The organism is Streptomyces sp. NBC_00316 (assembly GCF_036158715.1).
In the GTDB taxonomy this organism is placed as follows: Bacteria; Actinomycetota; Actinomycetes; order Streptomycetales; family Streptomycetaceae; genus Streptomyces.
Window position 1 is genome coordinate 5,764,946 of sequence record NZ_CP108023.1, and the last position, 26,936, is coordinate 5,791,881.

Here is a 26,936-nt window from a genome sequence, read left to right on the forward strand (position 1 = left end):
GCCAGTTGGCACAGCCTTTACCTTAGCGGGGCCTTGAAATTAGAACTATGACTTCATATGTTTGCGGCCAACTCCCGACAGCACCAGAAAGGTTCCCGCCCATGGAGGGAATGGCTATTCGGCTGCAGAACCTGCGCAAGACGTTCGGCAGGACGGAGGCCGTGGCCGGAGTCGACCTGGAGATCGCGGACGGCGAGTTCTTCTCGATGCTGGGACCGTCCGGCTCCGGCAAGACCACGGTGCTCCGGATGATCGCCGGTTTCGAGGCCCCCACCGGCGGAACCGTCGAGCTCGCGGGCGCCGACGTCACCCGCCTGGCGCCCTTCGAACGCGACGTGCACACCGTCTTCCAGGACTACGCGCTCTTCCCGCACATGACCGTGGAACAGAACGTCGCCTACAGCCTCAAGGTCCGCAAAGTACCCAAGCCCGAGCGTCTGAAGAAGGCCAGGGAGGCTCTGGCGAGCGTACGTCTCGCGGATTTCGGCGACCGTCGCCCGTCCCAGCTCTCCGGAGGCCAGCGCCAGCGCGTGGCGCTGGCCCGCGCGCTGGTCGGCCGGCCGAAGGTACTGCTGCTCGACGAGCCGCTGGGCGCCCTCGACCTCAAGCTCCGTGAGCGGATGCAGGTCGAACTCAAGTCGATCCAGCGCGAGGTCGGCATCACCTTCGTCTTCGTCACCCACGACCAGGAGGAGGCGCTGACGATGAGTGACCGGATCGCGGTCTTCAACCAGGGGTGCGTCGAGCAGGTCGGTACGCCGGCCGAGATATACGAACGTCCCGCCACTCCCTTCGTCGCCGGGTTCGTCGGTACGTCGAACCTGCTGACCGACGACGTCGCGGAGCAGGTCGTGGGCGACCGGGCGACGTACAGCATCCGGCCGGAGAAGATCCGCGTACTCAAGGAATCGGCCGTCGCCGACGAGCCGCGGCACTCCCGCGCCGCCGGCACCGTCGCGGAGGTCGTCTACCTGGGGGATGCCACCCGCTTCCTGGTGGACCTCGACGCGGGAGGCCGGCTCACCGCCCTCCACCAGAACCTGGAGACCTCGTCCGAGGACGTCGCCGCCTTCCGTGGCTCCCGGGTCACGCTCCAGTGGCACCAACGGCACAACTTCAAGGTCCCTGAGACCCGTTGACCGCGCGCACACGCGCAGCACAACCTCCGGGCCCCTGAGACCCGGTGACCGCACACACCCGCACAACCTTTCCCCGCCCGTCCCCTTCCGTGGAGATCCCTGTGCGTCTGAACCGAACGACCCGAGCAGCAGCCGCGCTCGGTGCCCTGCTGCTCGCCGCCGCCTGCGGTGCCTCGGACAGCGCGACGCCGCCCGGCGGCAGCGCCTTCACCCCACCCGAGCTCACCGCGCAGAAGTCCCTCGGCAAGGCGGAGGGACAGGTGAACCTGATCGCCTGGGCCGGATACGCCGAGGACGGCTCGAACGACCCGAAGGTCGACTGGGTCACCGACTTCGAGAAGCAGACCGGCTGTCAGGTCAACACCAAGACCGCGGGCACCTCGGACGAGATGGTCAGTCTGATGAAGACCGGCCAGTACGACGCCGTCTCGGCGTCCGGTGACGCGTCGCTTCGCCTCATCGCCTCCGGCGACGCCGCCCCCGTCAACACCGGGCTGGTACCCCACTACAAGGACATCTTCTCCGGGCTCAAGGACCAGCAGTGGAACTCGGTCAAGGGTGTCGCCTACGGCATCCCGCACGGCCGCGGCGCCAATCTGCTGATGTACAACACGAAGACCGTCTCCCCGGCGCCCGACTCCTGGTCCGCGGTCTTCGACAAGTCCTCGGCATACAAGGGGAAGGTCACGGCGTACGACTCGCCCATCTACATCGCGGACGCCGCCCTGTACTTGATGAAGACCAAGCCGTCCCTCTCCATCAAGGACCCGTACGCCCTGGACCAGAAGCAGTTCGACGCCGCGGTCGCCCTCCTCAAGGAGCAGAACACGAACGTCGGCGAGTACTGGAGCGACTACCTGAAGGAGGTCTCCGCCTTCAAGAGCGGCGACTCCGTGGTCGGCACCAGCTGGCAGGTCATCCTGAACACCGCCCAGGCCGAGAAGGTCCCGGTCAAGGCCGTCCTGCCCAAGGAGGGCGCCACCGGCTGGTCCGACACCTGGATGCTCTCCGCCAAGGCGAAGCACCCCAACTGCGCCTACAGGTGGATGGACTGGATCGTCTCGCCGAAGGTGAACGCCCAGGTCGCCGAGTACTTCGGAGAGGCACCCTCGAACGCCGAGGCCTGCGCGGAGACCACCGACAAGAACCACTGCGCCACGTATCACGCGGCCGACGAGTCGTACTGGAAGAACGTCCACTTCTGGACCACGCCCATCCCGCAGTGCGTGGACGGACGCACGGACACCCAGTGCGTGCCGTACGCCAAGTGGGTCCAGGCCTGGACCGAGATCAAGGGCTGAGGGTTACTCACCGATGACCGACACCGCGCCTGCCGCCGGATCCGTCCGGCGGCTCGCCGGGATCCTGCACCGACGCCCCCGGCTGCAGCTGTCCCTGCTGCTCTCCGCGCCACTTGCCTGGCTCGTCCTGGCCTACCTCGGCTCGCTCGCGGTGCTGTTCCTGTCCGCGTTCTGGACCACGGACGCCTTCACCTCCAGCGTGGTGAAGGCCTGGAACACGGACAACTTCACCGCGCTGTTCACCACCGACGTGTACCGGCAGGTCGCCCTCCGCAGCGTCGGCGTCGCCCTCACGGTCACCGTGCTGTGTGTGCTGATCGCCTTTCCCCTCGCCTTCTACACGGCCCGCATCGCGCATCCCCGATGGCGGCCGCTCCTCGTCGTGGCGATCCTCACTCCGCTGTGGGCCAGCTACCTCGTCAAGGCGTACGCCTGGCGACTCATCCTGGCCCAGGGCGGTCTGCTCGACTGGCTGCTGGGGCCGCTCGGCATCAAAGGACCGGGTTACGGACTGACCGCGACCGTCCTCGTGCTGACCTACCTGTGGCTGCCGTACATGATCCTGCCGATCCACGCCGGACTCGAGCAGCTCCCGGACAACCTCCTGGACGCCTCCGCCGACCTCGGCGCCCGCACCGGCAGGACCTTCCGTGCCGTGGTGCTGCCGATGATCCTTCCGTCCGTCGCGGCCGGCTCGGTCTTCACCTTCTCGCTCAGCCTCGGCGATTACATCGCCGTGCAGATCGTCGGCGGCAAGACCCAGCTCATCGGCAATCTCATCTACTCCAACATCACGCTGGACCTGCCGCTGGCCGCTGCGCTCGGCACCGTGCCCGTGGTGATCATCGTGCTCTATCTGCTTGCGGTGCGCCGCACCGGAGCCCTCGGCAGCCTCTGACGGTCCGCATCGCATCACGCACAGCGAAGGCCCCCTACGATGAATCTCTCCCGCCCCGCACGCATCACCATGCGCATCGCCGCCGGGCTCGGCTTCGCGGTGATCTACGTACCGCTGTTCCTGGTCCTCATCAACTCCCTCAACCCGGACCGCAGTTCCGGCTGGCCGCCGCCCGGACTCACCTTCGACTGGTGGGCCGACGCCTGGCACAGCTCCGGCGCCCGCGCCGCGCTGTGGACCTCGCTCAAGGCCGGTCTGGGCGCGACGGCGATCGCCGTGGTCCTCGGCACGCTCATCGCCTTTGCCTGCCAGCGCTACAAGTTCTTCGGACGCGAGGCCATCTCCTTCGTGGTCGTCCTGCCGATCGCGCTGCCCGGCATCGTCACCGGTGTCGCGCTCAACACCGCTTTCCGGACGATCCTCGAACCGCTCGGTGTGGGCCTCGGCCTGTTCACCGTCATCGTCGGACACGCCACCTTCTGCATCGTGGTCGTCTTCAACAACGTGATCGCCCGGCTGCGCCGGATGCCGGGATCGTACGAGGAAGCCGCCATGGACCTCGGGGCGCACACCTTCCGTACGTTCGTCGACGTCACCTTCCCGCTCGTGCGCTCGGCGCTCGTCGCGGGCGGGCTCCTGGCCTTCGCGCTCTCCTTCGACGAGGTCGTGGTGACGACCTTCACCGCAGGGCCCGGCGTCCAGACCCTCCCCGTCTGGATCTTCTCCAACATGGCACGTCCCCAGCAGGCCCCCGTCGTCAACGTCGTCGCCGCCGTCCTGGTCCTGCTCTCCGTCATCCCGATCTATCTCGCCCAGCGGCTGTCGTCGGACACCGCCTCCGGCAGCCGCATCTGAGAGGAGCCACTCCCGCGCCTCGAGAAGTCGCCGGCGAGATCGCCGGCGCGCGCACCACGAGCCGGGCCCGCCGGGAGTCCCGGCCGGGCCCCTCGCCTGCGAGGCCTTGATTCTTCCGCCCGCGTGAGCGACGGTGCGGGTGTGCCCCTCGACATCACCGCCATCCGCGCCCAGTTCCCCGCACTCAAGGAAGGCATCGCCTTCTTCGACGGACCGGGCGGTTCACAGACACCCGCACCGGTCATCGAGGCGATCGCCGGCGCGCTCGCCAACCCGCTGTCCAACCATGGGCGCGTGACGCGCAGCGAGCGCAACGCCGACGACATCGTCACCGCCGCCCGGCAGGCCCTGGCGGACCTGCTGGGCGCCCGGCCCGACGGCATCGTCTTCGGCCGCAGCGCCACCCAGCTCACCTACGACATGGCCCGCACACTGGCCAAGGGCTGGGTGCCCGGCGACGAGGTCGTCGTGTCCCGGCTCGACCACGACGCCAACATCCGCCCCTGGGTCCAGATGGCGCAGCAGGCCGGGGCCACCGTGCGCTGGGCGGACTTCGACCCGGCGACAGGCGAGCTGACCACGGACGACATCACGGCGGTGCTGACGCCGCGCACGAGGCTGGTCGCGGTCACCGCGGCCTCGAACCTCATCGGCACGCGCCCGCCGGTGGCGGACATCGCCCGCGCGGTGCACGCGGCCGGGGCGCTCCTGTGGGTCGACGGCGTCCACTACACCGCCCACTGCCTCCCCGGCCTGGACGATCTGGGCGCGGACTTCTTCACCTGCTCGCCGTACAAGTTCCTCGGCCCCCACCTCGGCGTTCTGGCCGCCCGGCCCGAGCTCCTCGGCACTCTCGTGCCGGACAAGCTGCTCCCCTCCTCGGACGCGGTCCCGGCGCGGTTCGAGTACGGCACCCTGCCGTACGAACTGCTGGCCGGCGCCACCGCGGCCGTCGACTTCCTCGCCGCGCTGGACGGACCGGCCGGGGCCGGCCGGAGGCAGCGGCTGGCTGCCTCGTACGCGGCGCTGGAGCAGCACGAGGAAGCGCTGCGGCGGCGCATCGAGGAGGAACTCTCCGCGGACGCGAGGGTGACATGCCACTCCCGTGCGGCCCGCCGTACCCCCACCCTCCTGCTGACCTTCGGCGCGCGGGACACCCTCGACGCGTACCGGCACCTCGCCGGGCGCGGTGTCAACGCCCCGTCAAGCTCCTTCTACGCGCTGGAGGCATCCCGCAGGCTCGGCCTGGGGGACGCGGGAGGGCTGCGGGTCGGCCTGGCCCCGTACACGAGCGAGGACGACGTCGCCCGGCTGCTGGACGGCCTCAGGGACTTCCTGGACCAAGGACGCTGAGCGGACCGGGGCGGCGCCCCGGAACCGGTCTCAGCCGGTCACCACTTGTCGCCGACGCGCACCTTGTCCCACCGGCTCTTCGCTATGCACAGCTCGTGTGCGTCGTCGTCCAGCTCGATCTGCCAGCACGCCGGATGCCGGTGCGAGACACGGTGGGTACCGGTCCGCACCGTGTGGCACGACTTCTTGGTCTTGCCGTTGCTCCGGGACGTGGTGCACTGCTTCTTCGTGACCGGCTCGTTCGTCCACGTCGTGCGGGCCGGCTTGTACTCCTTCTCGGTTATGGTGCCGTGCACATCGCTGCTGCCACAGGCGGCCAGCAGCAGTGCGGTCACGGGCGCCGCGGCCAGGGCGGCGATCCGGCGGAAAGGCATGGGCAGGTCCTCTGCGACAAGGGGGGCGATGCCGGGCCGGGTCGGGAAGGTGGCGACGGCGCTGGTCAGCGCAGCATCATAGGGACGACCGCCTGCACGCCGCCAGAGCACGGCCGCTCGGTGAGCAGGCCGTGCAGTCCCGCCAGGACCTGCCGTCCCGGGCGACCGGGCAGTCACCCCGGCCGCTTCGCGGCTCCTCTGCCCCATGGAGCGCCTGACGCAGCAACGCCGTTCCCCCGTGCAGACCGTGAGGCTTCTGTGCCCGAGATCTGAGGTGCCGGGGGAACGGCGTGCGGTTCAGCGTGCGGAAGGGGTGTCCGAGGCAGGTGACCGCCGGCATCGGGTCTGCCGCCGGCTGATCAGTAGGCCGAGTTGACGTTGTCTATCGAGCCGTAGCGGTGCGCGGCGTAGTTGCAGGCCGCGGTGATGTTGGCGACCGGGTCGTAGATGTTCCACGAGGTGCCGGCGACGTGGTACGCCTTGAAGGTCGGGTCGATGACCTGCATCAGGCCCTTGGACGGGATGCCCTTGGCGGCGTTGGAGTCCCAGTTGTTGATGGCGTTGGGATTGCCGGAGGACTCGCGCATCAGGTTCTTGCGGATGCCCTCGTAGGTGCCCGGGATGCCCTTGGCGTGCATGATCTCCAGCGACTGGTTGATCCAGCTGCTGACGTTGCCGCTGCTGGACTGGGCGGGGGTGGCGGCCGAGGCCGCCGGAGCGCTGCAGAGAGAACCGGCGACGACGGCGGCGCCGGCTGCGGCCATGCCCAGCGAGATCTTCTTGGTCTGGGTCATGCGGGCGAACTTCGTGGAGATCTGCATCGGAATTACCTCTTCCGTGGGATTCCACGAATTGTTGAGCGAGGTGCAACTTCGGGTCAATGACCCCCTTTACTATCGAATTAAGTAGAGGGAACCGGTAATGATGTCCGAAATCGCCGCAAACGGGCCATGAAGCACATGCTTTGTCCTACTAAATCGCATAATGGTGACGCGCGTCATATCGCCCACATCACACGACAGAAGCGTCAAAAACGCCCAAAATGGACACGGGTGTATTGGCTGTGCCGAGCGCAGAGTCCGCTATTCGCCCCGCGTAATGGATGGAAACGCGGCGTCATGAAAACGCCGTGTCAGGAAGGCGCGGTCGGCTCACTCGAAGAGGCCGGGGATGCCGTCTCTGTGCGGATGCTGTCTCTGTGGGGTGGCGGCGAAGGCCTCGTCACGCGGACGGTCGTCGTCGACCCGGCGCCGGACGACGCCGTGCGGACCCTCGTGGGCGGGGCGGCCGTCGCTGATCTTCGCGCAGCAGGTGATCTCGCACGTCTTGCTGAGTGATGCCCGGGCGAGTCCGCGCAGCACCTCGCCCGGTTCGGCTGCGGCATCGGGCGGCATCCGGGTCTCAGGGGCGACATGCTCTGTGACGTCCAAGAACCGTCGCCCCTCCTCGGCGCCGTACGTATGGGTCTGCAGAGGCGTACGGCGCGGGTACTCACGCATGAGCAGCCGGCGCCGACGAGTCCGCCCCGGTCGATGGTGCGGAGCCGACCGTGCGTTGCATGCGAACGTCCGCCCTCACGTCAGGCGCTCATTCCCCGTCCTTGCGCCAATTCTTCATGGGATGCCCCGCTTCGTCCCGCTGACGGTCCACCAGCATCGTCAACCCGTCCTCGGCGAAGGCCTGTTCAGCGGCGAGCGTGCCGTTCGGTGCCACGCTCTCGAAACTCCCACGGCCCGTCCGGGCCGTCGCCTCGGCCCGGAGCGCCCCGTCCTCGTACCACTCGCGGCTGGGGCCGTGTGGTACTCCGTCGACGTACGAATCCAGGCCGACGACGACACCTCCCAAGCGCTCTTCGACCTGTCCTGTGAACAGTTTTCCCCGGTACACGAGGCGTTGCCCGGGGTCCATGTCGACGTCGGAGTCGTCGATGTCGATTCGTTCTTCCTCAGCCGTCATGGAGCCCCGCTCTCGTCGGCCGGCGAGGCCGCGCCCGAGCCGGCTGCCGGAGGCGAGGGGCGGGGTTCGATGTCCGGGACTCCGCCGTCGGACTGTCCGAGGCGGCCGGTACCGTCGGTCCATGTCCAACATGGCCGTCCTCGAGGGTGTGCTCGAGCGCATCACGTACGCCAACGAGGAGAACGGGTACACGGTCGCCCGCGTCGACACGGGCCGGGGCGCGGGGGATCTGCTGACCGTCGTCGGTTCGCTGCTCGGTGCGCAGGTCGGTGAGTCGCTGCGGATGGAGGGGCGCTGGGGCTCGCACTCCCAGTACGGCAAGCAGTTCACGGTGGAGAACTACACGACCGTGCTGCCCGCCACCATCCAGGGCATACGCCGCTATCTCGGCTCGGGGCTGATCAAGGGCATCGGCCCGGTGATGGCGGACCGGATCACCACCCACTTCGGTGTCGACACCCTCGACATCATCGAGCAGGAGCCGAAGCGCCTGGTCGAGGTTCCCGGGCTCGGGCCGAAGCGGACGAAGATGATCGCCGCCGCCTGGGAGGAGCAGAAGGCGATCAAGGAGGTGATGGTCTTCCTCCAGGGTGTCGGGGTCTCCACCTCCATCGCCGTCCGTATCTACAAGAAGTACGAGGACGCGTCGATCTCCGTGGTGAAGAACCAGCCCTACCGGCTGGCCGCCGACGTCTGGGGCATCGGCTTTCTCACCGCCGACAAGATCGCGCAGGCGGTCGGCATCCCGCACGACAGTCCGGAGCGGGTCAAGGCCGGTCTGCAGTACGCGCTGTCGCAGTCCACGGACCAGGGGCACTGCTTCCTCCCGGAGGAGCGGCTGATCGCGGACGGGGTGAAGCTGCTCCAGGTCGATACGGGGCTGGTCATCGAGTGCCTCGCCGAACTGGCGGAGGATCCGGAGGGCGTCGTACGGGAGAGGGTGCCGTCGCCCGAGGGGGGCGAGCCGATCACGGGCGTGTACCTCGTGCCGTTCCACCGTGCCGAGGTGGCCCTCGCGGCCCAGGTGCAGCGGCTGCTGCGTACGCCCGACGACCGGATGCCGGCCTTCCAGGACGTGGACTGGGGCAAGGCGCTGACGTGGCTCGCGGGCCGTACGGGGGCGACGCTGGCGCCCGAGCAGGAGGCCGCCGTCCGGCTCGCGCTCAGCCGGAAGGTTGCCGTGCTGACCGGTGGACCGGGCTGCGGCAAGTCGTTCACCGTGCGCTCCATCGTGGAACTGGCCCGCGCCAAAAGCGCAAAGGTCGTTCTGGCCGCGCCCACCGGGCGGGCGGCGAAGCGGCTGTCCGAACTGACCGGGGCCGAGGCGTCCACCGTGCACCGGCTGCTGGAGCTGAAGCCGGGCGGGGACGCGGCATACGACCGGGACCGTCCGCTGGACGCCGATCTGGTCGTCGTTGACGAGGCGTCGATGCTGGATCTGCTGCTCGCCAACAAGCTGCTCAAGGCCGTGGCACCCGGTGCCCATCTGCTGCTCGTCGGAGATGTCGACCAGCTTCCGTCGGTCGGCGCGGGAGAGGTGCTGCGCGACCTGCTCGCCGAGGGCGGCCCCGTCCCGGCGGTCCGGCTGACGACGGTCTTCCGCCAGGCCCAGCAGTCCGGCGTCGTCACCAACGCCCACCGGATCAACTCCGGGACACCGCCCCTCACCCAGGGCCTCAGCGATTTCTTCCTCTTCGTCGAGGACGAGACGGAGGCGGCCGGTGTGCTCGCGGTCGACGTCGCGGCCCGCCGCATTCCGGCGAAGTTCGGTCTCGACCCGAGGCGTGACGTGCAGGTCCTGGCCCCGATGCACCGCGGTCCGGCCGGTGCGGGCGCGCTCAACGGACTGCTCCAGCAGGCCATCACCCCGGCCCGCCCGAACCTGCCCGAGAAGCGGATAGGCGGAAGAGTCTTCCGGATCGGTGACAAGGTCACCCAGATCCGGAACAACTACGACAAGGGGGAGAACGGCGTCTTCAACGGCACGGTCGGCGTCGTCACCGCCCTTGACCTGGACGAGCAGAAGCTGACCGTACTGACGGACGAGGACGAGGAGATCCCGTACGACTTCGACGAGCTGGACGAGCTGGCCCACGCGTACGCCATGACGATCCACCGTTCCCAGGGCAGTGAGTACCCGGCCGTCGTCATCCCCGTCACCAAGAGCGCCTGGATGATGCTCCAGCGCAACCTGCTGTACACGGCCGTGACGAGGGCCAAGAAGCTGGTCGTGCTGGTCGGCTCACGGCAGGCGATCGGTCAAGCGGTCCGGACGGTTTCCGCAGGCAGGCGCTGTACGGCGCTGGATTACCGGTTGAGCGGCGGGTCGGGCGGAGGATCCCCGAAAAAAATGATCGATCAAATCGGTGGGAAACATCACGGAGGCCTTCCGGAACCGGAGTCAAGGGGGCAGGATGAGTAAGTTCGCGGCACTCAGTGCCGTGAGTAGGTCCAATGGACGACCCCGAGTGCACTCTCCTGAGCCAAATGGGGGAGGGTGGAGACAGTCAGGGAACCTCGAAGAAGAGGCACTACGTCGGTGAGGGATGACGTGAGCGACAACTCTGTAGTACTGCGGTACGGCGATGATGAGTACACCTACCCGGTGATCAACAGCACCGTCGGCGACAAGGGCTTCGACATCGGGAAGCTCCGGGCACATACCGGCCTGGTGACGCTGGACAGCGGATACGGCAACACCGCCGCGTACAAGTCCGCCATCACCTACCTCGACGGCGAGCAGGGCATCCTGCGGTACCGCGGCTATCCCATCGAGCAGCTTGCCGAGCGCTCGACGTTCCTCGAGGTCGCGTACACGCTCATCAACGGTGAGCTTCCGAAGGTCGACGAGCTGTCGACCTTCAAGAACGAGATCACCCAGCACACGCTGCTGCACGAGGACGTCAAGCGCTTCTTCGACGGCTTCCCGCGCGACGCCCACCCGATGGCCATGCTGTCCTCGGTCGTCAGCGCGCTGTCCACGTTCTACCAGGACAGCCACAACCCGTTCGACGAGGAGCAGCGTCACCTCTCGACGATCCGTCTGCTGGCCAAGCTGCCGACGATCGCCGCATACGCGTACAAGAAGTCGATCGGGCACCCCTTCGTCTACCCGCGCAACGACCTCGGGTACGTCGAGAACTTCCTGCGCATGACCTTCTCGGTCCCCGCCCAGGAGTACGAGCTGGACCCGGTCGTCGTCTCCGCGCTCGACAAGCTGCTCATCCTGCACGCGGACCACGAGCAGAACTGCTCGACCTCCACGGTCCGTCTGGTCGGCTCCTCGCAGGCGAACATGTTCGCCTCTATCTCCGCCGGCATCTCGGCGCTGTGGGGCCCCCTGCACGGTGGCGCCAACCAGTCCGTGCTGGAGATGCTCGAGGGCATCCAGGCCAACGGCGGCGACGTCGACTCCTTCATCCGCAAGGTGAAGAACAAGGAGGACGGCGTCCGGCTGATGGGCTTCGGCCACCGCGTCTACAAGTCCTTCGACCCGCGCGCCAAGATCATCAAGGCTGCGGCCCACGACGTGCTGTCCGCGCTCGGCAAGTCCGACGAGCTGCTCGACATCGCGCTCAAGCTGGAGGAGCACGCGCTCTCCGACGAGTACTTCGTCTCGCGCAACCTCTACCCCAACGTGGACTTCTACACGGGCCTGATCTACCGGGCCATGGGCTTCCCGACCGAGATGTTCACCGTGCTCTTCGCGCTCGGCCGGCTTCCCGGCTGGATCGCCCAGTGGCACGAGATGATCAAGGAGCCGGGATCCCGCATCGGCCGCCCGCGCCAGATCTACACCGGCGAGGTCCTGCGTGACTTCGTCCCGGTCGAGGGTCGCTGACCTTCGTACCGCCCCGGCCCCGTCGGCCGGCTGCCTTCGCCCCGCGTACCGCGCTTCGCACAGAGCGCGGTGTCCGGGGCGATTTGCTTGCCCGGGGAGCCCGCCTGAGGGGCCTTGCAGCGCCGTTCTGCCGGACGGTGCGCCGTCGTGGCGCGAGGCGCCCCACGGCGCGCCCTGGTGGCGAGAAGCGCCCCACGGCGCGCCCTGGTGGCGAGAAGCGCCCCGCCGTCGATCCCCCCACGGGCCGACAGCGAGGCGCTTCCCATATCCCGGAGCGGATTCCCCCCACGGGATCCGGCCGGGCGTCTGAGGGAGCCGAAGCTCCTGGGCGTTCCTCGTACTGCTGCGCTGATCCGCCGCTCCTCACGGCGGTCTGCCGGGGTACGTACGCACGGGAGGGCCGCTCAAAGCTCCCCGGTGCACGTGCCCCGGCCAACGCTTGCCTGAAGCGTCCCCCAAGACACTTCATTCGGACGTCCCCCAAGACGTCCTTGGCATCGCACTCTAAGACTCGCGAGCCCGCTGAATGGTTACCCTCAAATCGATGTGATCTAAATCTCTTTGTGGAAATCATGTGAAGGAGCGCAACCGCAGGCTGTTCGTCACGACGAAGATCGAGGAGAACGCCATCGCCGCTCCGGCAATCATAGGGTTGAGCAGGCCAAATGCCGCAAGGGGCAGGGCAGCGACGTTGTAGCCGAACGCCCAGAAGAGGTTGCCCTTGATGGTGGCCAGAGTGCGCCGCGAGAGGCGGATGGCATCGGCGGCCACCTTGAGATCTCCACGAACGAGCGTGAGGTCGCTCGCCTCGATCGCGGCGTCCGTGCCCGTGCCCATCGCCGGCCCGAGATCGGCCGTCGCGAGCGCGGCCGCGTCATTTGGACAGAAGGACGACGGGGGCGGCGAGTACGGCCGAGACGACGAGGCGCTGACGCAGGGCCGCGAGGGTGCGGGCCGCGTCAGCTTTCGCGGTGTCCGGGGTCTCGAAGTCCGTACCGGGTTCCGCACCGGGGCCGATGTCGGCGAGGGATCCCGCCGTGTCGGCCGCCGGCTCGGGCGCCGGCCCGGCCGTTTGCCCGGGCGCGGCCGACGGCGCCGGTGCGGGCCACGGCACCGACTGCGCCGTGTACCCGGTCCTCTCGACCGTGGCGATCAGGTCCGCCAGCCGGGTCCCGGCACCGAACTCGACGCGGGCCTTCTCGGTCGCGTAGTTGACGGTGGCCGTGACGCCGTCCATCCGGTTGAGCTTCTTCTCGACGCGGGCCGCGCACGAGGCGCAGGTCATCCCGTCGATCGTGAGCTCGGCCCGCGAAGGCGCGGCTGCCGGCGCTTCGGCCTCTGTTGCGCTGTGCATGTCCGAACTCCTGAAATGCCGACCGGGCCGTGCCAACCAGTATTCGCTGGTCGGTCCGGCCCGGTGGCAACGGGTGGTGCGGGTGGTGCGAAAGACGCGGGTGACGTGGGTCCGCTCCGAGGGTGTCCCGGTGGCCGGGCGGCGTTCAGGCCTGACCGACGAGCACGTAACCCGCCTCGTCGACCGCTGCGCGCACGGCGTCCTCGGTCAGCGGCACCATGGAGACCACGGTCACCCGGCCGGTGGAGGCCACGGCCTCCACCGACGTGACACCCTCGATGCCGGAGACCTCCTCGGAGACGGCGCCCTCGCAGTGCCCGCAGGTCATACCGGTCACCTGGTAGACGGTCGTGACCCCGCCCATGGTGGCCTCACCGCTCGCACTGTCGTGGCAGGAGCCGCTGGGCGAGCAGCAGGAGTCGGTGGCCTGGGGCAGCTGGGTCTCGGTGGTCATGGTGGTTCTCCTCTTCGACGCGGACATCTCCGTGTGGCGCCAGGGGGCACGGGGAATGACGGTGCACCCCAACACTCTTCACTTTATACCCCTAGGGGGTATGAATGCGAGGCGGGAGGCTGCTCCGGTCGGGTGGTGTCGGTTCGGGGGCATGCGGAGGGCGGCATCATGGGTGGCCACGCGGCCATGGCCGACGGGCCGAAGCGGGAGGCGGAGCAGGATGCGGGCAGTGGTGTTCGAGGAATTCGGGCGGGACGCCAAGGTGCAGGACGTGCCGGATCCCGTCCCCTCCGGCCAGGGTGTCGTGGTCCGCGTCGAGGCGACCGGACTGTGCCGCAGCGACTGGCACGGCTGGATGGGTCACGACCCGGACATCACCCTGCCGCATGTGCCGGGCCATGAACTCGCCGGTGTGGTCGAGGCGGTGGGAAGCGGAGTCGTCAACTGGCGCCCCGGCGACCGTGTCACCGTTCCGTTCATCTGCGCCTGCGGCCGCTGTCCCGCCTGTGCGGCCGGGGCCCAGCAGGTCTGTGAGCGGCAGACCCAGCCGGGGTTCACCCACTGGGGGTCGTTCGCCTCGTACGTGGCGCTGGAACAGGCCGACGTCAATCTGGTCGCCGTGCCCGAGGGGCTGTCGTTCGCGGCGGCGGCAGGTCTCGGGTGCCGGTTCGCCACGGCGTTCCGGGCCGTCGTCGGCCAGGGGCGGGTGGCGCCGGGCGAGTGGGTCGCGGTGCACGGCTGCGGCGGGGTCGGACTGTCGGCCGTCATGATCGCGGCGGCCTGCGGAGCCCAGGTGGTCGCGGTCGACGTCTCGGCTCGCGCGCTCGAGCTGGCGCGGTCGTTCGGGGCGGTGGAGTGCGTGGACGCGTCCGCGTATCCGGGCGGCGCGGACGAGGCGGTGCGTGAACTGACCGGTGGCGGAGCCCATCTGTCACTCGACGCGCTGGGCTCGCCGGTCACCTGCGCCGCCTCGGTCCGCAGCCTGCGGTGGCGGGGCCGCCATGTGCAGGTGGGCCTGCTGCCCACGGCGGCCGGTGACCCCGTCGTCCCCATGGCGCGAGTGATTGGGCTGGAGCTCGAGATCCTCGGCAGCCACGGAATGGCCGCGCACGACTACCCGCCGATGATGGACATGGTGCGCAGCGGCGCCCTGCGCCCGGACCTGCTGGTGACCTCGACCCTCGCGCTGGACGCGGCCCCGGCGGCGCTCGCCGCGATGGGAACGGCGCCCGGGGCAGGGGTCACGATCATCGAACCGGCGAAGTAGCCCACCTCCGGCCCTCCCTGCGCCCGGCGCCCGGGGCCTGCGACGGGCCGGGAGGGAAGGGGGACGGGCGAGGAGATGTCACTCCTTGCGGCCCCGGTTGCCCGGGCGGGAAGCGACCCAGGCGCGGACGGTGTCCGCGTACCAGTACGGCTTGCCGCCCTCCACATGGTCCGGTGCGGGGAGCAGACCGTGCTTGCGGTACGAGCGGACTGTGTCCGGCTGCACCCGGATGTGCGCGGCAATGTCCTTGTAGGACCAGAGCCTTCTGTCCGTCATGAGTGGCACCTCTCTGCTCTGTTCTGCACCGCAGCGGCAGCCGGGAGCCGTCTGGGGAGCCACGGCGCGCACGCTGACGATCACTCGGCCTGTGTCCGGTGAACGACGCGGAGTGACGAGCAGGGAGGGGCTGTCGAGCGCCTGTGACGGAAGACCCGCGTAACGAAGACATGTGTGACGCGGGAGTGATCTCTGTGACAGAACGCGCGCATGGGACGAAAGAGAGCCCGCCTCGATCCGGGCGAGGAGCCCTGGTGCTGTGACCGGAAGGGTTTGCCGGGAAGCTCGCGGCGTCCGGTGCGGTGCATCGCAAGGCGGAGCATCGCCCGCGTACGGGATGTACTCGGGTGATGCGACAACGCGGCGAGGTGCCGTACCGGGCGGCGCGAGCCGGTGAACCTTTCCGGTCACAGCACTAGGCGTGCCAGAGTGCCGACCAGGTCTGCTCGTCGACCAGGCCGTCAGGGACGAGCGGCGGGTGGTCCGCCTGGAAGCGCTGGACGGCGATGAGCGTCATCGGGCCGAAGGTGCCGTCGACCGCGCTCCACGGCAGATAGCGGCGGTTGGCCAGCAGGCACTGCACCTCGGACACCCGGTCGCCCTGATCGCCGTAGAGGGTCGGTTGGTTGCCGTCGTAGAACACGCACGCCGCGCCCGGGCCGGGCGGTGCGAACGGTGGTACCGGGTCGGGCGCGGCCGCTGCGGCGACGGGGCCGGCGGCGAGGGCGGCGACCAGGGCGAGGACGGCCAGGGCCGAGGCGCCGGCCGTCCTGGGGGAGAAGGGCGTCTTTCGGGTCACGGCGAGCAGCTCCTTGTTCGGTCGAGGGGTGCGGCGGCAGCCGCACCTCATCTCGCCGAGAACAACACCGCACAGTGTCCCGACGTCACTTACCCGGACGGCTCGGCGTGTCGGGTGCGCGGTCCGGGGTGCCGCACGAGCGGAGGAAGTCGCGGGTGCGGCGGGCGATCGGGAGGGGCTTGTCGGGAGGGCACGGATACATGTCCTGCTCGACGATCGCGAACAGGTCGACGTCCAGCCGACGGGCGGCGTCCAGCACCGGGCCAAGGGCCGGCACGCCGTTCGGCGGTTCGCACATCACCCCGCGTGCCACGGCTGGGCCGAACGGCACCTCGTCCGCCACGACTTGGGCCAGGATCTCCGGGTCCACCTGCTTGAGGTGCAGATAGCCGATCCGCTCGCCGTAGGTCTCGATGAGCTTGACGCTGTCGCCGCCGCAGTAGGCGTAGTGGCCGGTGTCCAGGCAGAGCGAGACCAGATCGGGGTCCGTGGCGTCGAGGAACCGGCTGACGTTCTCCGCACTGTCGATGTGGGTGTCCGCATGCGGGTGGACGACGATGCGCAGTCCGTAGCGGTCCTGCACCTCGCGGCCCAGCCGCTCCGTCTGGGTGGTGAGGTCGTGCCACTGCTCCACGGTGAGCGTGCGCTCCTCCCGCACCTCGCCGGTCTTGTCGTCGCGCCAGAACGACGGGATGACCACCAGATGTTCGGCGCCCATCGCCCGGGTGAGCGCAGCGATGTCGGCGACATGCGCCCAGGTCCGGTCCCAGACGCCCGGTCCATGGTGCAATCCGGTGAAAACGGTGCCCGCGGAGACGGTCAGGCCGCGGCGCCGGGTCTCGTCGGCGAGGCGTGCCGGGTCGGTCGGGAGATAGCCGTACGGGCCCAGCTCGATCCACTCGTAACCGGCCTCGGAGACCTCGTCGAGGAAGCGCCGCCACGGCACCTGCTGAGGATCGTCGGGGAACCAGACCCCCCAGGAGTCGGGTGCCGAGCCGATGCGGATGCGGGCCGGAGCGGATGCGGAGGAGGTCATATCGCCCAGCCTTCCGGCCTCGGGAGACGGGTGTCAAGACTTGGTCCGTATGTCCGGACAAAATGTTGACAGGGTTCCGGGGGGAGGGCTAGACCTGGGGGCAGCCGCTCCGGTCGCCGGTCGAAGGGATGCGTATGCCTGGGACGTACGACGTGATCACCATGGGGCGGATCGGGGTGGATCTCTACCCACTCCAAACGGGTCTGCCGCTGGCTCAGGTCGACACCTTCGGAAAGTTTCTCGGCGGCTCACCGACCAATGTGGCCGTCGCCGCGGCCCGGCTCGGCCGGCGGACGGCGGTGGTGACGCGCACCGGCCGGGACGCGTTCGGGGACTATCTCCACCAGCAGCTGCGGGAGTTCGGGGTGGACGACCGGTGGGTGACACCCGTCGACGCCTATCCGACGCCGGTGACCTTCTGCGAGATCTTCCCGCCGGACGACTTCCCGCTCTACTTCTACCGCCGGCCCAAGGCGCCCGACCTGGAGATCCACGAGGCGGAGCTCGATCTCGACGCGATCCGGGCGGCGCGCGTCTTCTGGATGACGGGCACCGGCCTCTGCGCGGAGCCGAGCCGCACCTCGACGCTCCGGGCGCTGCGCGCGCGGAGCGAGGCCCGGGCGCGGTCACGCGGTGAGCAGGGACCCGGCCCCGGACCCTTCACGGTCTTCGACCTGGACTGGCGCCCGATGTTCTGGGCCGACGGCCCCGGTCACCTCGGCGCGGACCACTCCGCCCACCCCACCGCATCCGTGCGTTACCGCGAGGCCCTCGCGCACGCCACCGTCGCCGTCGGCAATCTCGACGAGTGCGAGATCGCCACCGGGGAGCGCGAGCCGTACGCCGCGGCCCGCGCCCTGCTCGCCGCGGGCGTCGAGCTCGCCGTCGTCAAGCGGGGCCCCAAGGGCGTCCTCGCCGTCCACCGCGACGGCACCGTCGCCGACGTCCCGCCCCTGCCCGTCGAGGTCGTCAACGGCCTCGGCGCCGGAGACGCGTTCGGCGGTGCGCTCTGCCACGGGCTGCTCGCCGGCTGGGAGACCGAGCGCATCATGCGGTACGCCAACGCCGCCGGTGCCATCGTCGCGTCCCGGCTCGCCTGTTCGCCCGCCATGCCGTTCCCGTACGAAGTCGAGGAGGCGCTCGCCCGCGGCGCCGTCGCCGCCGGTGGCCCAGGGGCGGTCTCATGAGGCCCGCGGCCTCCTCCGTCTCCGACCTCGTACGGCTGCGCGTGCGCCATCCCGAGGCCGTCGGCGAGGCCGCCGCCCGGCGCCGGAGGCGGCCCCTCGTCGGCGACAGCGGCCGCCTGATGATCATTGCGGCCGACCATCCGGCCCGCGGCTCCTTCGCGGTCGGCGAGCGCCAACTGGCCATGGCCAACCGGTTCGAGCTCCTGGAGCGGCTCTGTCTGGCCCTCTCCCGGCCCGGTGTCGACGGCGTCCTCGCCACCGCCGACATCCTCGACGACCTGCTGCTCCTCGGTGCGCTGGAGAACAAGGTCGTCGTCGGTTCGATGAACCGCGGCGGGCTCGCGGGCGCCTCCTTCGAACTCGACGACCGCTTCACCGGCCACCGCCCCGACGACCTCGCCCGGCTCGGCTTCGATGCGGGCAAGCTGCTGCTCCGGATCGACTACGACGACCCCGGTTCCCTCGACACGATGCACGCCACCGCCCGCGCGATCGACGCCATGGCCGCGCACCGGCTGCCGGTCTTCGTCGAGCCGTTCCTCTGCCGCCGTATCGACGGCAAGGTCCGCAACGACCTCGGTGCGGCGGCGGTGACCACGTCGATCGCCATCGCCTCGGGGCTGGCCGGCACCTCCGCGTACACCTGGCTCAAGGTCCCCGTCACCGAGAACCCCGACGACATGGCGCGCGTGATGGAGACCTCGACGCTGCCCGCCGTGCTGCTGGGCGGCGAGGTGGGCGCCGACCAGGAGGGTGCGTACGAGAAATGGCGTGGCGCGCTCCGACTGCCCACCGTCCAGGGGCTGGTGGCCGGGCGGTCGTTGCTCTATCCGGTCGGCGGCGATGTGGCCGGAGCTGTCGACACGGCCGTGGCACTGCTGTAGCGAATGAGCAGGGACGGGTAAGGAGAGGGCATGACGACGGACAACGACGCACGGGTAAGGGAACGGCCGTGGCAGGAGCGGCATCTGCCCGCCGGCAGCGCGGCCGACGGACCGTACGCCCTGGACATCGACCCGAAGCGGGCCGGCTGGGACCGGTCGAGCCTGCGCGTGGTGGAGCTGCCGCCGGGCGGTGTTCACACACTCGTCACCGGGGAGAGCGAATGGATCGTCCTGCCGTTGACCGGCGGCTGTACGGTGCTCACCTCAGGTGAGATCTTTGAACTGCTGGGACGGGAAACCGTGTTCAGCGGGGTGTCCGACTTCGCGTACGTACCGCGTGACGCCCATGCGCAGATCTCCTCCGGCGCGGGAGGCCGCTTCGCCCTGGCAGGAGCGAAGTGCGGGCGACGACTCCCCGCCCGCTACGGGCCCGCGCCGGAGGTTCCCGTCGAGCTGCGCGGCTCCGGGACCTGTTCGCGCCAGGTCAACAACTTCGCCGCCGCCGACACCTTCGACTGCGACCGGCTGATCGCCGTCGAGGTCCTCACCCCCGGCGGCAACTGGTCCTCCTACCCGCCGCACAAACACGACGAGTACCGCCCCGGGGCCGAGTCCGTCCTCGAAGAGATCTACTACTTCGAGATCGAGGAGAACCACGGCAGGCCCGGCCTCGGCTACCACCGGGTGTCCCCGTCCCGGCCCGGCGGTACGGACGTCCTCGCCGAAGTCCGCAGCGGCGACGCCGTCCTGATCCCCGACGGCTGGCACGGCCCGTCCATCGCCGCCCCCGGCCACACCATGTACTACCTCAATGTGATGGCGGGTCCGGGGGAGCAGCGGGAGTGGCTGATCAGCGACCACCCCGACCACGGCTGGATCCGCGACACCTGGCCCGCCCAGCCGGTCGATCCCCGGCTTCCGCTCCACGGACTCTCCGGTCAGGAGGCACCCCAGTGAGTACCCGCAGGCTCACCACCGCCCAGGCCCTGGTGGCCTTCCTCGCCCGCCAGTACACCGAACGCGACGGCCGGCGGCAGCGTCTGATCAGTGCCACCTGGGGCATCTTCGGCCACGGCAACGTCGCCGGGATCGGCCAGGCCCTCCTGGAGACCGGGCCCGCCATGCCCTACCTCCAGGGCCGCAACGAGCAGTCCATGGTGCACGCCGCCGTCGGATACGCCCGCCAGTCGGGCCGGCTCTCCGCACAGGCCGTCACCACCTCCATCGGCCCCGGGGCCACCAACCTCGTCACCGGCGCCGCCCTCGCCACCGTCAACCACCTCCCCGTCCTTCTGCTGCCCGGTGACGTCTTCGCGACCCGCCCCGCCGACCCCGTACTCCAGCAGCTCGAGGTCCCGTCCGCGGGCGACGTCTCGGTCAACGACTGTCTGCGCCCAGTTTCCCGCTACTTCGACCGGATCACCCGCCCCGAAGCGCTCGTCCCGGCCGCCCTCCAGGCCATGCGGACCCTCGCGGACCCGGCGGAGACCGGCGCCGTCACGCTCGCACTCCCGCAGGACGTACAGGCGGAGGCGTACGACTGGCCGGAGGAGTTCTTCGCCGAGCGCGTCTGGTACGTACGCCGCCCGGGGCTCGACGAGCACGAACTGGAGCAGGCGGTACGGGCCGTGCGCAGCGCCCGTCGCCCGCTGATCATCGCGGGCGGCGGGGTGCATCACAGCGCGGCGGAGGAGACCCTCGCCGCCTTCGCAGCCGCCACCCGCATCCCCGTCGCCTCCACCCAGTCCGGCAAGGGTTCGCTGCACCACGACCATCCCGCCGACGTCGGCGGGATCGGCCACACCGGCACCGCGACCGCCGACGAACTGGCCCGTACCGCCGACCTGGTCATCGGCATCGGCACCCGCTGCACCGACTTCACCACCGCCTCCGCCACCCTCTTCCCGAACCCGGCCGTCCGCTTCCTCGGCGTCAACATCACCGGCTTCGACGCCCACAAGCTCGCCGCGCTCCCGCTCGTCGCCGACGCCCGTACGGCTCTCGAAGCCCTGACCAAGGCGCTGAACGAGCGCAACTACCGCGTCGACCCGGACTACGAGACCGAGTACACCGATGCCAAGCAGCACTGGGAACGCCGCGTCGACGCGGCGTTCGCCGCCGACGACCCGGAGGCGCGGCCCACCCAGGTCCAGGTACTCGGCCTGCTCGACAGCCTGGTCACCGACGACGACATCCTGATCAACGCGGCGGGCTCGCTCCCGGGCGATCTGCACCAGCTGTGGCGGACCCGCTCCCGCCGCCAGTACCACGTCGAGTACGGCTACTCCTGCATGGGATACGAGATCCCGGCCGCGATCGGCGTACAGCTGGCCGCCCCCGGCCGGCCCGTCTGGGCGCTCGTCGGCGACGGCACCTACCTCATGAACCCCACCGAGATCGTCACCGCCGTGCAGGAGAACCTGCCGATCAAGGTCGTCGTCCTGCAGAACCACGGCTACGCCTCGATCGGCGGACTCTCCGAAGCCGTCGGCAGCGAGCGCTTCGGCACGGCCTACCGGCAGCGGGCCGCCGACGGCACCTTCACCGGCCCCCCGCTGCCCGTCGATCTCGCGGCCAACGCCGCCTCCCTCGGCATGCTGGTGCTGCGCGCCAGGACCGTGCGTGACCTGCGTGAAGCCCTCGCCGATGCGCGTGCGTCGGACCGTCCCACTTGTGTCTACATCGAGACCGAAACGGCAGACACAGTGTCGGGCCCCCCTCCGGCGCAGGCGTGGTGGGATGTTCCTGTAGCCGAAACGGCCTGCCGCCCGTCGGCGGTCAAGGCCCGGGAAGACTATGACCGGCAAGTCGCAGCCCGACGCCGCCACCTCTGAAGGCCTGAAGGAGTACGCAATGAAGACCGTCAACCACTGGATCGGTGGCAAGACCGTCGAGGGCACGTCGGGCAACTACGGCCCGGTCACCGACCCGGCCACCGGCGCCGTCACCACCCAGGTCGCCCTCGCCTCCCTCGAAGAGGTCGACGCCGCGGTCGCCGCAGCGAAGGACGCGTACGCGACGTGGGGCACGTCCTCGCTGGCCACCCGCACCGCCGTCCTCTTCCGCTACCGCGCCCTGCTCGACGCCCGCCGCGACGACATCGCCGCGCTGATCACCGCCGAGCACGGCAAGGTGCACTCCGACGCGCTCGGCGAGGTCGCCCGCGGTCTGGAGATCGTCGAGCTGGCCTGCGGCATCACCACCCAGCTCAAGGGCGAGCTGTCCACCCAGGTCTCCAGCCGGGTCGACGTCTCCTCGATCCGCCAGTCGCTCGGTGTCGTCGCGGGCATCACGCCGTTCAACTTCCCGGCGATGGTGCCGATGTGGATGTTCCCGCTGGCCATCGCCTGCGGAAACACGTTCGTGCTGAAGCCGAGCGAGAAGGACCCGTCGGCCGCCAACCTGCTGGCCGAGCTGGCCGCCGAGGCCGGACTGCCGGACGGCGTGCTGAACGTGCTGCACGGCGACAAGGTCGCCGTCGACGGACTGCTGAACCACCCGGACGTCGCCGCGGTGTCCTTCGTCGGCTCCACCCCGATCGCCCGCTACATCCACACCACCGCCTCCGCCAACGGCAAGCGCGTCCAGGCGCTCGGCGGCGCGAAGAACCACATGCTCGTCCTGCCGGACGCGGACCTCGACGCCGCCGCCGACGCCGCGGTCTCCGCCGCGTACGGCTCCGCCGGTGAGCGCTGCATGGCGATCTCCGCGGTCGTCGCGGTGGGCGCCATCGGCGACGAGCTCGTCGCCAGGATCAAGGAGCGAGCCGAGAAGATCAAGATCGGCCCCGGCAACGACCCGACGTCCGAGATGGGCCCGCTGATCACTGCCGCCCACCGCGACAAGGTCGCCTCGTACGTCACCGGCGCGGCCGCCCAGGGCGCCGAGGTCGTCCTCGACGGCACCGGTTACACCGTCGAGGGGTTCGAGGACGGCCACTGGATCGGCCTCTCCCTCCTTGACCACGTCTCCACCGACTCGGACGCCTACAAGGACGAGATCTTCGGCCCGGTGCTGTGCGTCCTGCGCACCGAGACGTACGAGGAGGGCGTCGCCCTCATGAACGCCTCGCCGTTCGGCAACGGCACCGCGATCTTCACCCGCGACGGCGGCGCGGCCCGCCGCTTCCAGCTGGAGATCGAGGCCGGCATGGTCGGTGTCAACGTGCCGATCCCGGTGCCGGTGGGCTACCACTCCTTCGGTGGCTGGAAGGACTCGCTCTTCGGCGACCACCACATCTACGGCAACGACGGCGTGCACTTCTACACCCGCGGCAAGGTCGTCACCACCCGCTGGCCGGACCCGGCCGACGCCCCCGCCGGCGTGGACCTCGGCTTCCCCCGCAACCACTGATCCGTACGCACGGGACCCAGGACCTCTCGTTTGGATCAAAGACCCGAGGCCCCGGCTGCCGCCCCCGCATTCCAGGGAGGCGGCGGCCGGGGCCTCGGCCACGTGCGACGGCACCGACTCCGGGTGCCCGCACCCGGTCCGTCCCCTGATCTTCATGTCCCGCACTGCGCATGGCATTCTGCACGGACCGCCGGACCCCGAGGAGAGACCACAGTGGAACTCACGCCTGCCCAGGAGCGGGGAGCCGCGCTCCCCGAAGGACTTGCCGAGGCGATACGCGACACCGCCGAGGAGATCGCGGCGCTGCTGCGCGGGCGCGCGGACACGGATGTCCCGGTCCCCGGATCCGAGTGGACCCTCGGCGAGGCGGCGGCCCACCTGGCGCAGGCCAACGAGCTGATGGCCGAGGTCGCGGCCGGCCAGGAGCGCACATGGGGGGACGGCACGCCGCAGAGCCTGGCGGCGGCCAACGCGCGTGCCCTCGCAGGGTTCGACGAGCGCCGGGCCGACCCGCTGGCGGACATGATCGTGGCGCAGGCGGCCGCCTACCTCAGGACGGTGGCCCGACGTCCGGCCGAAGAGGCTGAGAAGCCGCAACCGACGGTGCACAGCCCGCTTGGCCCTATGGACGTGGCCACCCTCGGCTCGTACCTCCTCACGCACATGCTCGGCCACGGTTACGATCTCGCCCGCGCGGTGGGCCGTCCGCACATGGTCGACCGCGCCCGGGTCGAGCTGTCGATGCCCTTCATGATCACGGCCATGCCGCAGGTCGTCGCCGCTGCCGCCGCAGGCCTGACCGCCCGCTACACGATCCGGCTGCGCGGCGGCTCCAGCTTCGGGGTGGCCGTCACCGACGGTGCGGTGACCGTCAGCCGCGAGCCGCTCCACCGCCCCGACTGCACCATTTCCATCGAGCCGGTCACCTTCCTGCTGATCGCCCTCGGCCGGTGCGATCCATGGGGGGCGATGGCCCGGGGACGAGTGCTGACATGGGGCCGCAAGCCCTGGCTCGCACCCCGCTTCCCGGCCCTGTTCACGGCGCCCTGAGCCGCGGAAACCCGCTCGCCGAACCGGACCGGCCGGTGCTGTGATGACGCCATGACAGCACCGGCTGCCCCGCAGCACCAGATCCGCGCCCGGCACACGGACACCACCGTCACCGTCTACCAGGCCTACTCACGCTCCATCGGCCTCCCCGCCGCCCGTGACGGACGCTTCCCCGCCGCCTGGAAGCGCGACCGCATGACATGGGTCGCCAAGCCGCGTTCATAGTCTCTTCCGTGCTGCGGGCAGCCACCGGATCCAGACTGCCCTACTCCACCTCGATGCCGTAACCCTGAACGAGTTCCTCCAGGCCGCCCGCGTAGCCCTTGCCACCGAGGACGAAGTCCCAGTCCCCGCTGGACCTTCGGTGGAAAGAGCCGAGTACCAAGGCGGTCTCGCTTGGCCGGCCGTCGGAGACCTCAAGTCGTCCCAGTTCGGCCATTGCCGGATCAAGTAGCCGGATGCAGGCATCTGTGAAGCCGGAGAGATCGGCGTCTGGATTGACTTCTGGGTCGATGGCGGCCACGAGTACGAACCGATCAGCTTCCTCTGGCAACCCATCGAAGGAGACGCAGATCGCGGCCTTGTCTGGCGCCGTGGCGGGAAGGGCGCGTACCGAGCCGTCCGGAGTCTGCGGGTTGTTAAAGAAGACGAAGTGATCGTCGCTGAGGACGCGGTTGCCACGGCAGACAAGGGCACACACGTCCAGGCCGACGCTGCCGGTCCATGACATGCCCAAGACGTTGTAGTCATCAGGCAGTCGCGTGTCCGGACCTGACGATGTCCGTTGCCCTGCGGCTTGACGACCAGCCTCGCCCAGCCGCCCACGCAGCCCATGCCGATGCAGCAGGTCGACAAGCTCAGCGCCCGAGATTAGTTCCAGCGGCTTGCCGTTGGCGAAGGTGTGTGAGCCAGGGCCGAACCCCGATGTCGTCACAAGGACACCCTTGTTGGCGCCGGCATCCTGCACAGTTCCGTACAAGTCACGCACGGCGGTGGGGGGCACCGTGTTGCGGTAGCGCTTCACCTGTACGACGATCTTGCCACCTCGGATCGGTGTCGGATCCAGTGCGTCGACGTCCACACCGCCGTCGTTCGAACGTTGGGTCGTCACCGCCTGCATCCCCATGGCCCGGAAGAGATCGGCAACAAGATCCTCGAAGGCGACCGGATCCATGTCGAACAGGTCCGGCTCCCCATCGCTGCCGTGGGCGACAACGCGGTTTCCGACGTCGTGGGGCCGCCGACTCGGCCGTACTGGCGTGAGTTGGTCCGGTCGAGCCGAGAGCTGCCCTCGCAGTGCGTCAGCCAGACAACTACCTGCGTCCACCTGCGCCAGGTGCAGTTCACGGAACGAAGAGCGCGAAGCCATGACCGTTGCGAGAAAGATATGGCCGGGCCGGCCCGTCGTAGGGTCATGCCCATCCACGAACCCGTTCAAGGCCACTGACTCGAGTGCATCCAGCTCGTCTGCGCTGAAGAGTTCGTGCAGTACGAGCAGCATGCACTGCGCGAGAACCTCCCTGTACAAGGCACGACGCTGGCCTACCGGACGAGGTGTCTCCTTATCCTGATCGACCCCCGACATGTACCGAACGGACTTGGTCTCCGGGACCACACCGTGGGCGGGCAACTCCCAGTCCAGCACCAACTGCCGGGCTGCCGGGTCGTAAGCTGCCGCAACCTGACGCGGGAAACCTTCAGGCCACGCTGTCGAGGCATAGAGAGCGGCGGAGAAGTACTCGACGACGGCATCGGGATCCCGGCGTCTCATGCCTTCGGTTATGGCGACGACGCCGGCGTTGTGCCCACGTACCTCTGCCAGCTGAGCATCGGCCCACTGCTGGTACTCCCGCTGGTACGACGCAAACTGCTGCTGCCGTTGAACCTCTGCGGCTTGGGCGGTGTGCCAGTCCCGCTCGTAGCGCGCCCGTGCTTCGGCCTGTGCCTGCGCCCGGCGGCTTGCGGTCCAACCGCCCTGCACTTGGTAGTGATTGAAATCCGGCATCGGTACCGGCTGCGCCAACGGTCCCGGGGCGAAGGGTTGGACTCCCTCGGGCCGCATGAGCGAGGCCGCCCTGAAAGCTGGAGCTTGGCAACCCACACCGAGAAGACCTTGCAGCGACGCAACCTGTGCGTCGAGTTCCTCGGTGCGGCGTTGCGCCTCCGCCTGCCTGTACTCGCGGTGACTCTGGGCAGCTCGCCGCTGGTAGGCCCGCGCTAGCTGCGCTTCTTGTCTCCGCTGCCTGGCCTCGGCTTCCTGTTGGCGCTGCTGCTGCCGCTGCACCTCAGCCCACACGCCGACAAAACCAGTAGAACGACGACTCATGTGCTGCAGGCCCTCCCCAGGACGTTGGCAGCCGTAAGGAACTTTGGTTGCCCCCACAACCAGTTGTAACGAGACGACTCTATCCAGCAATCGTTGTCTCGCATATCCACTCGTCAACAGCAACCAGCCCGGGCTCTTGCCGCAGGTCACGGTGACGGGAGGGTACTGGGGCTGTACCGCGTATCAGTGCCCAAGCTGTCGTGCTGGGCAGAGCTGATCCCGCGGGGATGGCA

General features: G+C 69.4%; 24 protein-coding genes and 2 pseudogenes. 15 read left to right on the plus strand and 11 right to left on the minus strand.

Annotation, left to right across the window (positions count from 1 at the left end; translation table 11 throughout):
• The first annotated feature begins 101 nt into the window (after positions 1 to 101).
• The 5 genes from OG878_RS25655 (at position 102) to OG878_RS25675 (ending at position 5,546) form a co-directional block, all read left to right on the plus strand.
• A complete protein-coding gene (locus OG878_RS25655; RefSeq protein WP_328888950.1) occupies positions 102 to 1,139 on the plus strand; it encodes an ABC transporter ATP-binding protein in 1,038 nt (345 codons plus the stop codon).
• 101 nt (positions 1,140 to 1,240) lie between these two features.
• Positions 1,241 to 2,440: an ABC transporter substrate-binding protein gene (locus tag OG878_RS25660; RefSeq protein WP_328888951.1), complete on the plus strand. Its 1,200-nt coding sequence runs from the start codon at positions 1,241 to 1,243 to the stop codon at positions 2,438 to 2,440.
• A 13-nt stretch (positions 2,441 to 2,453) separates the two neighbouring features.
• Positions 2,454 to 3,338: an ABC transporter permease gene (locus OG878_RS25665; RefSeq protein WP_328888952.1), complete on the plus strand. Its 885-nt coding sequence runs from the start codon at positions 2,454 to 2,456 to the stop codon at positions 3,336 to 3,338.
• A 39-nt stretch (positions 3,339 to 3,377) separates the two neighbouring features.
• Positions 3,378 to 4,193, plus strand: coding sequence for an ABC transporter permease (locus OG878_RS25670; protein WP_328888953.1), 816 nt, complete (start codon positions 3,378 to 3,380; stop codon positions 4,191 to 4,193).
• A 141-nt stretch (positions 4,194 to 4,334) separates the two neighbouring features.
• On the plus strand, positions 4,335 to 5,546 hold the full coding sequence (locus OG878_RS25675) for a cysteine desulfurase-like protein (protein ID WP_328888954.1): 1,212 nt from the start codon (positions 4,335 to 4,337) through the stop codon (positions 5,544 to 5,546).
• A gap of 38 nt (positions 5,547 to 5,584) precedes the next feature.
• Here OG878_RS25675 and OG878_RS25680 read toward each other — a convergent pair whose 3' ends face one another.
• The 4 genes from OG878_RS25680 to OG878_RS25695 all read right to left on the minus strand — a co-directional run bounded on the left by OG878_RS25680 (position 5,585) and on the right by OG878_RS25695 (position 7,876).
• The gene (locus tag OG878_RS25680) at positions 5,585 to 5,920 is read right to left on the minus strand and encodes a hypothetical protein (RefSeq protein ID WP_328888955.1); all 336 of its coding nucleotides are present in this window, start codon (positions 5,918 to 5,920) and stop codon (positions 5,585 to 5,587) included.
• Positions 5,921 to 6,279: 359 nt separating this feature from the next.
• Positions 6,280 to 6,741, minus strand: coding sequence for a transglycosylase SLT domain-containing protein (locus OG878_RS25685; RefSeq protein ID WP_328888956.1), 462 nt, complete (start codon positions 6,739 to 6,741; stop codon positions 6,280 to 6,282).
• A gap of 330 nt (positions 6,742 to 7,071) precedes the next feature.
• The gene (locus OG878_RS25690; RefSeq protein ID WP_328888957.1) at positions 7,072 to 7,350 is read right to left on the minus strand and encodes a hypothetical protein; all 279 of its coding nucleotides are present in this window, start codon (positions 7,348 to 7,350) and stop codon (positions 7,072 to 7,074) included.
• Positions 7,351 to 7,507: 157 nt separating this feature from the next.
• Complete coding sequence (locus tag OG878_RS25695; protein WP_328888958.1) at positions 7,508 to 7,876, minus strand: hypothetical protein; 369 nt, start codon at positions 7,874 to 7,876, stop codon at positions 7,508 to 7,510.
• Positions 7,877 to 7,997: 121 nt separating this feature from the next.
• Between OG878_RS25695 and recD2 the strand changes: the two genes are divergently transcribed.
• Positions 7,998 to 10,298, plus strand: a complete 2,301-nt coding sequence (gene recD2 / locus OG878_RS25700) for an SF1B family DNA helicase RecD2 (protein ID WP_328888959.1) — start codon at positions 7,998 to 8,000, stop codon at positions 10,296 to 10,298.
• A 129-nt stretch (positions 10,299 to 10,427) separates the two neighbouring features.
• A complete protein-coding gene (locus tag OG878_RS25705; protein ID WP_328888960.1) occupies positions 10,428 to 11,717 on the plus strand; it encodes a citrate synthase in 1,290 nt (429 codons plus the stop codon).
• Positions 11,718 to 12,287: 570 nt separating this feature from the next.
• On the opposite strand, the pseudogene OG878_RS25710 reads toward OG878_RS25705, so the two are convergent.
• The 3 genes and pseudogenes from OG878_RS25710 to OG878_RS25720 form a co-directional block, all read right to left on the minus strand.
• Positions 12,288 to 12,596: pseudogene (locus OG878_RS25710) on the minus strand (heavy metal translocating P-type ATPase); the annotation flags it as partial.
• Entirely contained in the window at positions 12,592 to 13,071 is a 480-nt protein-coding gene (locus OG878_RS25715) for a heavy metal-associated domain-containing protein (protein ID WP_328888961.1), read from the minus strand. The pseudogene OG878_RS25710 and the gene OG878_RS25715, both read right to left, overlap by 5 nt.
• Positions 13,072 to 13,216: 145 nt before the next feature.
• Positions 13,217 to 13,525 (minus strand): heavy-metal-associated domain-containing protein, encoded by a 309-nt coding sequence (locus OG878_RS25720; protein WP_328888962.1) that lies wholly within the window; start codon positions 13,523 to 13,525, stop codon positions 13,217 to 13,219.
• Between the two features lie 220 nt (positions 13,526 to 13,745).
• On the opposite strand from OG878_RS25720, the gene OG878_RS25725 reads away from it, so the two are divergent.
• A complete protein-coding gene (locus OG878_RS25725; protein ID WP_328888963.1) occupies positions 13,746 to 14,792 on the plus strand; it encodes a zinc-dependent alcohol dehydrogenase family protein in 1,047 nt (348 codons plus the stop codon).
• 78 nt (positions 14,793 to 14,870) lie between these two features.
• Here the strand turns inward: OG878_RS25725 and OG878_RS25730 are convergent, their stop codons facing one another.
• From OG878_RS25730 to OG878_RS25740, 3 genes are all read right to left on the minus strand, one after another.
• On the minus strand, positions 14,871 to 15,068 hold the full coding sequence (locus tag OG878_RS25730) for a helix-turn-helix transcriptional regulator (RefSeq protein WP_328888964.1): 198 nt from the start codon (positions 15,066 to 15,068) through the stop codon (positions 14,871 to 14,873).
• A gap of 415 nt (positions 15,069 to 15,483) precedes the next feature.
• Entirely contained in the window at positions 15,484 to 15,867 is a 384-nt protein-coding gene (locus OG878_RS25735; RefSeq protein WP_328888965.1) for a peptidoglycan-binding domain-containing protein, read from the minus strand.
• An 85-nt stretch (positions 15,868 to 15,952) separates the two neighbouring features.
• Complete coding sequence (locus OG878_RS25740) at positions 15,953 to 16,903, minus strand: sugar phosphate isomerase/epimerase family protein (RefSeq protein ID WP_328888966.1); 951 nt, start codon at positions 16,901 to 16,903, stop codon at positions 15,953 to 15,955.
• 134 nt (positions 16,904 to 17,037) lie between these two features.
• On the opposite strand from OG878_RS25740, the gene iolC reads away from it, so the two are divergent.
• The 7 genes and pseudogenes from iolC to OG878_RS25775 form a co-directional block, all read left to right on the plus strand.
• Positions 17,038 to 18,090: a 5-dehydro-2-deoxygluconokinase gene (iolC, locus tag OG878_RS25745; protein WP_328888967.1), complete on the plus strand. Its 1,053-nt coding sequence runs from the start codon at positions 17,038 to 17,040 to the stop codon at positions 18,088 to 18,090.
• Positions 18,087 to 18,974 carry a Cgl0159 family (beta/alpha)8-fold protein gene (locus OG878_RS25750; protein WP_328888968.1) on the plus strand — a complete coding sequence of 296 codons (888 nt, stop codon included), beginning with the start codon at positions 18,087 to 18,089 and terminating at the stop codon, positions 18,972 to 18,974. Before iolC ends, OG878_RS25750 begins: the two co-directional genes overlap by 4 nt.
• A gap of 30 nt (positions 18,975 to 19,004) precedes the next feature.
• The gene (gene iolB / locus OG878_RS25755) at positions 19,005 to 19,931 is read left to right on the plus strand and encodes a 5-deoxy-glucuronate isomerase (protein ID WP_328888969.1); all 927 of its coding nucleotides are present in this window, start codon (positions 19,005 to 19,007) and stop codon (positions 19,929 to 19,931) included.
• A complete protein-coding gene (gene iolD, locus OG878_RS25760; RefSeq protein WP_328888970.1) occupies positions 19,928 to 21,808 on the plus strand; it encodes a 3D-(3,5/4)-trihydroxycyclohexane-1,2-dione acylhydrolase (decyclizing) in 1,881 nt (626 codons plus the stop codon). Before iolB ends, iolD begins: the two co-directional genes overlap by 4 nt.
• A gap of 19 nt (positions 21,809 to 21,827) precedes the next feature.
• A complete protein-coding gene (gene mmsA, locus OG878_RS25765) occupies positions 21,828 to 23,327 on the plus strand; it encodes a CoA-acylating methylmalonate-semialdehyde dehydrogenase (protein ID WP_328888971.1) in 1,500 nt (499 codons plus the stop codon).
• A 213-nt stretch (positions 23,328 to 23,540) separates the two neighbouring features.
• On the plus strand, positions 23,541 to 24,377 hold the full coding sequence (locus OG878_RS25770) for a maleylpyruvate isomerase family mycothiol-dependent enzyme (RefSeq protein ID WP_328888972.1): 837 nt from the start codon (positions 23,541 to 23,543) through the stop codon (positions 24,375 to 24,377).
• A 51-nt stretch (positions 24,378 to 24,428) separates the two neighbouring features.
• Positions 24,429 to 24,584 (plus strand): annotated as a pseudogene (locus tag OG878_RS25775) (DUF4291 family protein); the annotation flags it as partial.
• A 58-nt stretch (positions 24,585 to 24,642) separates the two neighbouring features.
• Here OG878_RS25775 and OG878_RS25780 read toward each other — a convergent pair.
• A complete protein-coding gene (locus OG878_RS25780; protein ID WP_328891382.1) occupies positions 24,643 to 26,703 on the minus strand; it encodes a restriction endonuclease in 2,061 nt (686 codons plus the stop codon).
• Positions 26,704 to 26,936 lie beyond the last annotated feature (233 nt).

Excerpts from the sequence above, each read along its gene's own strand:
- OG878_RS25695 (WP_328888958.1), bottom strand. The coding sequence starts at position 7,876 with ATGACGGCTGAGGAAGAACGAATCGACATCGACGACTCCGACGTCGAC.
- recD2 (WP_328888959.1), top strand. The coding sequence starts at position 7,998 with ATGTCCAACATGGCCGTCCTCGAGGGTGTGCTCGAGCGCATCACGTAC.
- OG878_RS25670 (WP_328888953.1), top strand. The coding sequence starts at position 3,378 with ATGAATCTCTCCCGCCCCGCACGCATCACCATGCGCATCGCCGCCGGG.
- iolC (WP_328888967.1), top strand. The coding sequence starts at position 17,038 with ATGCCTGGGACGTACGACGTGATCACCATGGGGCGGATCGGGGTGGAT.
- OG878_RS25725 (WP_328888963.1), top strand. The coding sequence starts at position 13,746 with ATGCGGGCAGTGGTGTTCGAGGAATTCGGGCGGGACGCCAAGGTGCAG.
- iolB (WP_328888969.1), top strand. The coding sequence starts at position 19,005 with ATGACGACGGACAACGACGCACGGGTAAGGGAACGGCCGTGGCAGGAG.
- OG878_RS25720 (WP_328888962.1), bottom strand. The coding sequence starts at position 13,525 with ATGACCACCGAGACCCAGCTGCCCCAGGCCACCGACTCCTGCTGCTCG.
- OG878_RS25665 (WP_328888952.1), top strand. The coding sequence starts at position 2,454 with ATGACCGACACCGCGCCTGCCGCCGGATCCGTCCGGCGGCTCGCCGGG.
- OG878_RS25715 (WP_328888961.1), bottom strand. The coding sequence starts at position 13,071 with ATGCACAGCGCAACAGAGGCCGAAGCGCCGGCAGCCGCGCCTTCGCGG.
- OG878_RS25740 (WP_328888966.1), bottom strand. The coding sequence starts at position 16,903 with ATGACCTCCTCCGCATCCGCTCCGGCCCGCATCCGCATCGGCTCGGCA.
- OG878_RS25680 (WP_328888955.1), bottom strand. The coding sequence starts at position 5,920 with ATGCCTTTCCGCCGGATCGCCGCCCTGGCCGCGGCGCCCGTGACCGCA.
- OG878_RS25685 (WP_328888956.1), bottom strand. The coding sequence starts at position 6,741 with ATGCAGATCTCCACGAAGTTCGCCCGCATGACCCAGACCAAGAAGATC.
- OG878_RS25750 (WP_328888968.1), top strand. The coding sequence starts at position 18,087 with ATGAGGCCCGCGGCCTCCTCCGTCTCCGACCTCGTACGGCTGCGCGTG.
- mmsA (WP_328888971.1), top strand. The coding sequence starts at position 21,828 with ATGAAGACCGTCAACCACTGGATCGGTGGCAAGACCGTCGAGGGCACG.
- OG878_RS25730 (WP_328888964.1), bottom strand. The coding sequence starts at position 15,068 with ATGACGGACAGAAGGCTCTGGTCCTACAAGGACATTGCCGCGCACATC.
- OG878_RS25655 (WP_328888950.1), top strand. The coding sequence starts at position 102 with ATGGAGGGAATGGCTATTCGGCTGCAGAACCTGCGCAAGACGTTCGGC.
- OG878_RS25780 (WP_328891382.1), bottom strand. The coding sequence starts at position 26,703 with ATGAGTCGTCGTTCTACTGGTTTTGTCGGCGTGTGGGCTGAGGTGCAG.